Source organism: Citreimonas sp. (genome assembly GCF_042096055.1).
Classification (GTDB): Bacteria; Pseudomonadota; Alphaproteobacteria; order Rhodobacterales; family Rhodobacteraceae; genus Citreimonas.
This window is the reverse complement of the sequence record NZ_JBELMH010000132.1, coordinates 1-5,363: the sequence shown is the minus strand read 5'-3', so window position 1 is coordinate 5,363 and position 5,363 is coordinate 1. Positions and strand designations below refer to the sequence as shown.

Sequence of the window (5,363 nt, the reverse complement as noted above, 5' to 3'; positions counted from 1 at the left end):
ATGAGCGTCGATCTGAGATGCTGCCCGAAAGAAAAATGCTCTATAGCCAAGGGACATGAGCGGGTGATCGTCTGCGGCCAAGGGGCGCCTGGCACCAACCCAGGGATTGAAAGGACTTAAATGCGACTTACAAGACTGGTTCTTGGCGCCCTGATCGTGGTCGCCGCGGTCTGGATCATCGTGGCCGAGCAGATGGCGAGCGCCAGTGCGAACGCCTTCGTCAACGCGCGGCTGTCCACACTGCGCGCGCCCATCGCCGGGGAGATCGAAATGCCCGATCGCGCGCTTGGCAGCGCGGTGACCGAGGGCGAGGTGCTGGTCTCGGTCTTCGACCGCCGGTCAGACTCGATCCGCCTGAACGACCTCGAGATGGAGCTTGCCTTCGCACAGGCCCAGACGGCGCGGCTCGAGACCGTCGCGGAAGAGACGCAGGGCATGATCGACACGCTGTCCCAGCGCAGCGACCGGTTTACCGAGCGGACCATCGCGGAGCTGGAGCTGCGCCTGGCCCATGCGCGTGACCGGTTGCGCCTGCTGGGCGTGACGCCGGGCGACGGCACTGACGAGTTGGACGAGGCGGCCGCGAAGTCGCTGGCTGGCGCAGCGGATTCTGTCACGCAGAGCCGCGCGCGCGAAGAGGTCGACGTGCTGGAGAACGCGCTGGCCGCCGCGCGTTCCGGCGTGTTCGTCGGCGACGGCTACAACGACGCACCCAACGCCGAACAGCGACGCGTCGAGCTGGAAACCGTGCTGGACGGCATCCAGGCCGACCTGCAGGAGGCCCGCGCCCGCGAGGAGGCGATCGACACCCGCGTGATCGCCGAGCAGATATCGGTGAACCGGCTGTCCTCGGCCGAGATCCGATCAACCGTGGATGGCCGGCTGCGCGAGGTGCTGGCCGCCGACGGCGAGCGCCTGCAGCGCGGCGAGCCCGTGCTGCGGCTGGTCGATTGCGGCTCGCTGTTCGTGACGCTGTCGGTGACCGAGTCGGTCTACAACGGCCTGCAGGTCGGCGACCCGGCCGAGTTCCTGATGGCGGGCCGCGAGGAACGCTATCCGGGCACGGTGGCGCGGCTGTCGGGCGCGGGCGCGGGCACGATCTACACCAACCTTGCGGTCGCCCCCAGCGCCCAGCACCTCGAGCGCTATGACGTCGCCGTCGAGGTGCCGGGCCTAGTGTCGGACCCGGCGCTCGACTGCCCCGTCGGGCGGACCGGGCGGGTGTTCTTCGAGGCACGGCCGCTCGACTGGGTGCGGGGCCTGTTCTGATGTTTCCGCCAGTCCTGCTGACCGAGACGCAGTCGGCCTTCGTGCAGATGCTGCTGGTAATGGGGCTTGGCCTGATCCTGCCGGTCTTCGTCAACCGCTTCGACAACCGGCATCGCGCGATCCTGATGGGGATCGGCATCCTGCTGGCGCTGCGCTACGCGTGGTGGCGGGCGACCGAGACGCTGGCGCCCTTCGGCCTGACCGTCGACTGCCTGGCCAGCTGGTCACTGTTCGCTCTGGAATTCGCAGCGCTGGCCAGCTCGATCAGCGCGGCCGTGTTGATGTCGCGCGTGCGCGAACGCGGCGGCGAGGCGACCGAGCATGCCGGGTGGTGGCTTCCCGGCCCGGCGCCCCGCGTCGCCGTGCTGATCGCGACCTACAACGAAGACCGCGAGGTCCTGGAACGCTCGATCGTCGGCGCGCTGGCGCTGGACTGGCCCGAGGTGGAGGTCTGCGTGCTCGACGACGGCAAGCGCGCTTGGCTGCGCGACTTCTGCGAGGCGCAGGGCGCGCGCCACATCACGCGCCCCGACAACAAGGGCGCCAAGGCCGGCAACATCAACCACACGCTCAAGCTGCTGGAGGCCGAGGGGCCGCCGGACTTCTTCGCCGTGCTGGACGCGGATTTCGTGCCGCACCGCAACTTTTTGCGCCGAACGCTGGCGCTGTTCCACGATCCCAGAACAGGTCTGGTGCAGACGCCGCAGCACTTCTTCAACGCGGACCCGGTGCAGCACAACCTCGGGCTCAGCCGGTCCTACCCCGACGAGCAACGCTTCTTCTTCGACCACATGCAGCCCGCGCGCGACGCCTGGGGCTTGGCGATCTGCTGCGGCACGTCGTCGGTGGCGCGGTGGCAGGCGGTGGCCGAACTGGGCGGCCTGCCCACCGACAGCATCACCGAGGATTTCATGCTGACGCTGGCGCTGCAGGAACGCGGCTGGGAGACGCACTACCTCAACGAGCCGCTCACCGAGGGCCTCGCCCCCGAGGGGCTGAAGGAATACATCACCCAGCGCGCGCGCTGGTGCCTGGGCCTGATGCAGATCGCGCGCGGCCGGCTGGGGCCGTTGTCGCGGAGCACCCTTCGCCTGCGCGATCGCTGGAGCGTGATCGACTCGGTGCTCTACTGGCTGACGGCGTTCCCGTTCCGCGTGGCTGCCCTGCTCTACCCACTGCTCTACTGGTTCTTCAACATCACGGTGGTCGACGCCGAGGTGCCCGAGGTGCTGAGCTATTTCGGCGTCTATTTCCTGTGGACCGTGATCTCGTTCAACCTGCTGTCGCCGGGCATGCTGGTGCCGGTGCTGAAGGACGTGAGCCAGCACCTGGGTGCCATCCAGATCAGCCGCGCCGCGATCACCGGCATCATCAAGCCGCACGGCCACCCGTTCAGCGTGACCGCCAAGGGCGGCGACCGCAGCAAGCTGCAGGTCCAGTGGCGCCTGATGACACCGTTCATCGTGGTGCTGGTACTGACGGTGGTGGGGCTACTGCTTGGTCTCGTTTTCAACCGGTTCGCCTTCTACGACGCCGGCGACGGCAAGGCGGTGATCCTGTTCTGGACACTCTACAACCTGCTGGTGCTGAGCCTGGTGCTGATCGCCTGCATCGAGCTGCCGCGCCGCGAGCGGCATGTGGCCGATGCGCCCGAACGTGCCATCTTCGCCGCCGAGGGAGAGCCGCCGCGCCGCGTGTGGATGGCATCGCTGTCGCAGGAGATGACGCGCATCCGGGGCCGCGACTGGGGCGTCGGCACGACCGGCACCCTGCGCATTTCGGACGTCGGCGACATCGAGGCCAGCGTTGTCGAGCGCACCCCCGACGGCGTGCGCCTGCGGCTGCTGCCCGACGAGACCACCAGCGCCGCCCTGCTGCGCAAGCTCTACGCCGAGGGCGAGGCGCCAGGCGTGATGCAGGTCAACTCCGCCGCGATCGCGCGCGACCTCGCGCGCCGGCTGACCTTCGGACGGTCGGTCTGAGGCGCGGCCACGCGCCTCAGCGCCGTTGCGACTCGAGCCGGGCGAGCGAGGCCGACAGGCGCTGCAGTTCGGCCGAGGCGCGAATCTCGGCAGGATAATCCTCGTGCCCGTCGGCGATCCGCTCGGCGTTCCGGGCAAGCCGGCCGATCGGGCGAATGTAGAGCTGGATGAACAGCACCGTCGCAAGTGCGAAGATCGCCGTGGCGACGGTCAGTGCGACGGTGGTGGAGCGGATCAGGTCCCGCGCGGGCGTGGCGGGAAAGTCCGCCGGATCGATGCGCCCCACCAGACGCCAGCCGAAGGACGGCAGCGCGCCGAAGGTCACCGACGGCGTCACGGCGGTGAAATAGCGCATGCCGTCGGGCCAAATGTCGAATTCCGCCGTCTGCACGCCCGTCGCCGCCGCAGCCGACAGGCGTGGCAGATCGAAACTGTCGGGCAGGTCCGGGGCGGTTCCGATCATTACCTCGCCAGCGGGATTGACCAGAAGCAGGTCAAGCTCCATCCGCTCGGCCAGATCGGCGAGGTAGTCTTCGGCCCAGGCGGCGTTGATGTGGAAGCCCAGCACACCGACCACGCGACCGCCCGGCCCCTCGACCGGGGTGGCGAGGTCGAGGAAGCGCGGCGGCGCGGAATCCCCGGCTGCCATCAGGTCGGCGAGCAGCACGGCCTCGTGCATGTCGCCGGCGAAATCCTCCTGCAGACCCTGCTGGAACCAGGGGCGAGACGACACGTCACCGCCCTCGAGCAGGCCACCCGACGCGACGATGACCGTGCCGTCGGGCCGCGCGAACCCCGCCCACGAAATCCGCTGGTCCGGGCCGGCCGCCGCATCCAGCACCGGGGCCAGGCCCTCCGGGTCGAGCACGGCCACCTCGCGCGCGATCGCCGTCAGGTGCTGCCAGTCCTGCTCCAGTGCCCGCGCGAAGGCGGTCGAGACGCCGCGCGTGCGCAGGGTCACCGCCTCTTCCAGCGCTGCCTGCTGGAATGTGTCAATATGCTGACGCACCAGGACGTAGGTCGTGCCCGCAAAGATCGCGATGCCCGACAGGACGAGGCCCAGCAGGGCCCCGGGCAACGTGACGGGGGTGGTGGCGCGCTTGGGCATGCGGTCTCCATGGCAGACAGAGGTCGACAGGGTGCAGTTTCGTAGGGCAAGACCGTGGCATGTTTCCGGGCACGTTCCCAGCGGCGCTGCGCCGCAACCGATCACTCGATTGCGAGGTGAGGCCTAATTGAAACGCAGAGCGGTTCTGGGCCTGCTGTCGGCGGGGACGCTCGTCCGCACGGGCGGCCCCGGCGCGGCCGCCGGAACGAACGGGCCCGAGTGGCAGGACGCCTGGCAGGCGTGGAAATCGTTGTTTGTCACACCGGACGGCCGCGTGATCGACGCGCTTCAGGGCGACGCCAGCCATTCCGAGGGCCAGGGCTGGGGCATGCTGCTGGCGGTGGCCTTCGACGACCGTGAGGTCTTTGCCCGCATGCTGGACTGGACAGAGGCGCACCTTGCGGTGCGGCAGGACGCGTTGCTGGCGTGGCGCTGGCGGCCAGGTGTCGGAATCGCCGATTTCAACAACGCGTCCGACGGCGACCTGTTCTTCGCCTGGGCGCTGCTACGCGCCGCACGCCGGTTCGACGCGCCGCACCTGGCCGATCGCGCAGCCGCCGTCGCCCGCGCGATCGACACGATCCTGGTCCGCGACGCGCCGGGCGGCGGATTGCTGCTGCGCCCGGCGGCCGAGCGATTTTCGGGGCCCGGCTACGAGATCGTGAACCCGTCCTACCTGATGCCGCGCGCGCTGCACGCGCTGGCCGCGGCCTTCGACCTTCCCCGGCTGGCGCGGGCTTCCGCCGACGGCGAAGCGCTGATGGGCCGGATCGCGGCGGACGGGCTGGTGCCGGACTGGATCACCCTGACCGAGGCGGGAATGCGCCCGCCTGATGTGTTGCCCGCTGCCTTCGGCTACGATGCGCTGCGCGTGCCGCTCTACCTGATCTGGTCGGGCCGCCTTGCGCATCCCGCAGTCCGACGGGCACGCGCGCTGTTCGACGATCCAAGCGGCGTTCCGGTCCGAGCCGAGCGGACGGGCGACGTGCTGGAACGCAGCGACG

General features: G+C 69.5%; 4 protein-coding genes. 3 read left to right on the top strand and 1 reads right to left on the bottom strand.

What is annotated here, in order from left to right; translation table 11 throughout:
- Positions 1 to 120 precede the first annotated feature (120 nt).
- Complete coding sequence (locus tag ACFDTC_RS17315; RefSeq protein ID WP_375260126.1) at positions 121 to 1,269, top strand: HlyD family secretion protein; 1,149 nt, start codon at positions 121 to 123, stop codon at positions 1,267 to 1,269.
- Complete coding sequence (locus tag ACFDTC_RS17310) at positions 1,269 to 3,251, top strand: glycosyltransferase (RefSeq protein ID WP_375260125.1); 1,983 nt, start codon at positions 1,269 to 1,271, stop codon at positions 3,249 to 3,251. The genes ACFDTC_RS17315 and ACFDTC_RS17310 overlap by 1 nt, the downstream gene beginning before the upstream one ends.
- Positions 3,252 to 3,267: 16 nt before the next feature.
- Here the strand turns inward: ACFDTC_RS17310 and ACFDTC_RS17305 are convergent, their stop codons facing one another.
- On the bottom strand, positions 3,268 to 4,359 hold the full coding sequence (locus ACFDTC_RS17305; protein ID WP_375260124.1) for a HAMP domain-containing protein: 1,092 nt from the start codon (positions 4,357 to 4,359) through the stop codon (positions 3,268 to 3,270).
- Between the two features lie 127 nt (positions 4,360 to 4,486).
- Here ACFDTC_RS17305 and ACFDTC_RS17300 point away from each other — a divergent pair.
- The coding region (locus ACFDTC_RS17300) for a glycosyl hydrolase family 8 (protein WP_375260123.1) at positions 4,487 to 5,363 on the top strand (877 nt) is incomplete at its 3' end.

What these genes read in the sequence shown, in the direction of transcription:
- ACFDTC_RS17315 (WP_375260126.1), top strand. Translation starts at nt 121, where the DNA reads ATGCGACTTACAAGACTGGTTCTTGGCGCCCTGATCGTGGTCGCCGCG.
- ACFDTC_RS17310 (WP_375260125.1), top strand. Translation starts at nt 1,269, where the DNA reads ATGTTTCCGCCAGTCCTGCTGACCGAGACGCAGTCGGCCTTCGTGCAG.
- ACFDTC_RS17305 (WP_375260124.1), bottom strand. Translation starts at nt 4,359, where the DNA reads ATGCCCAAGCGCGCCACCACCCCCGTCACGTTGCCCGGGGCCCTGCTG.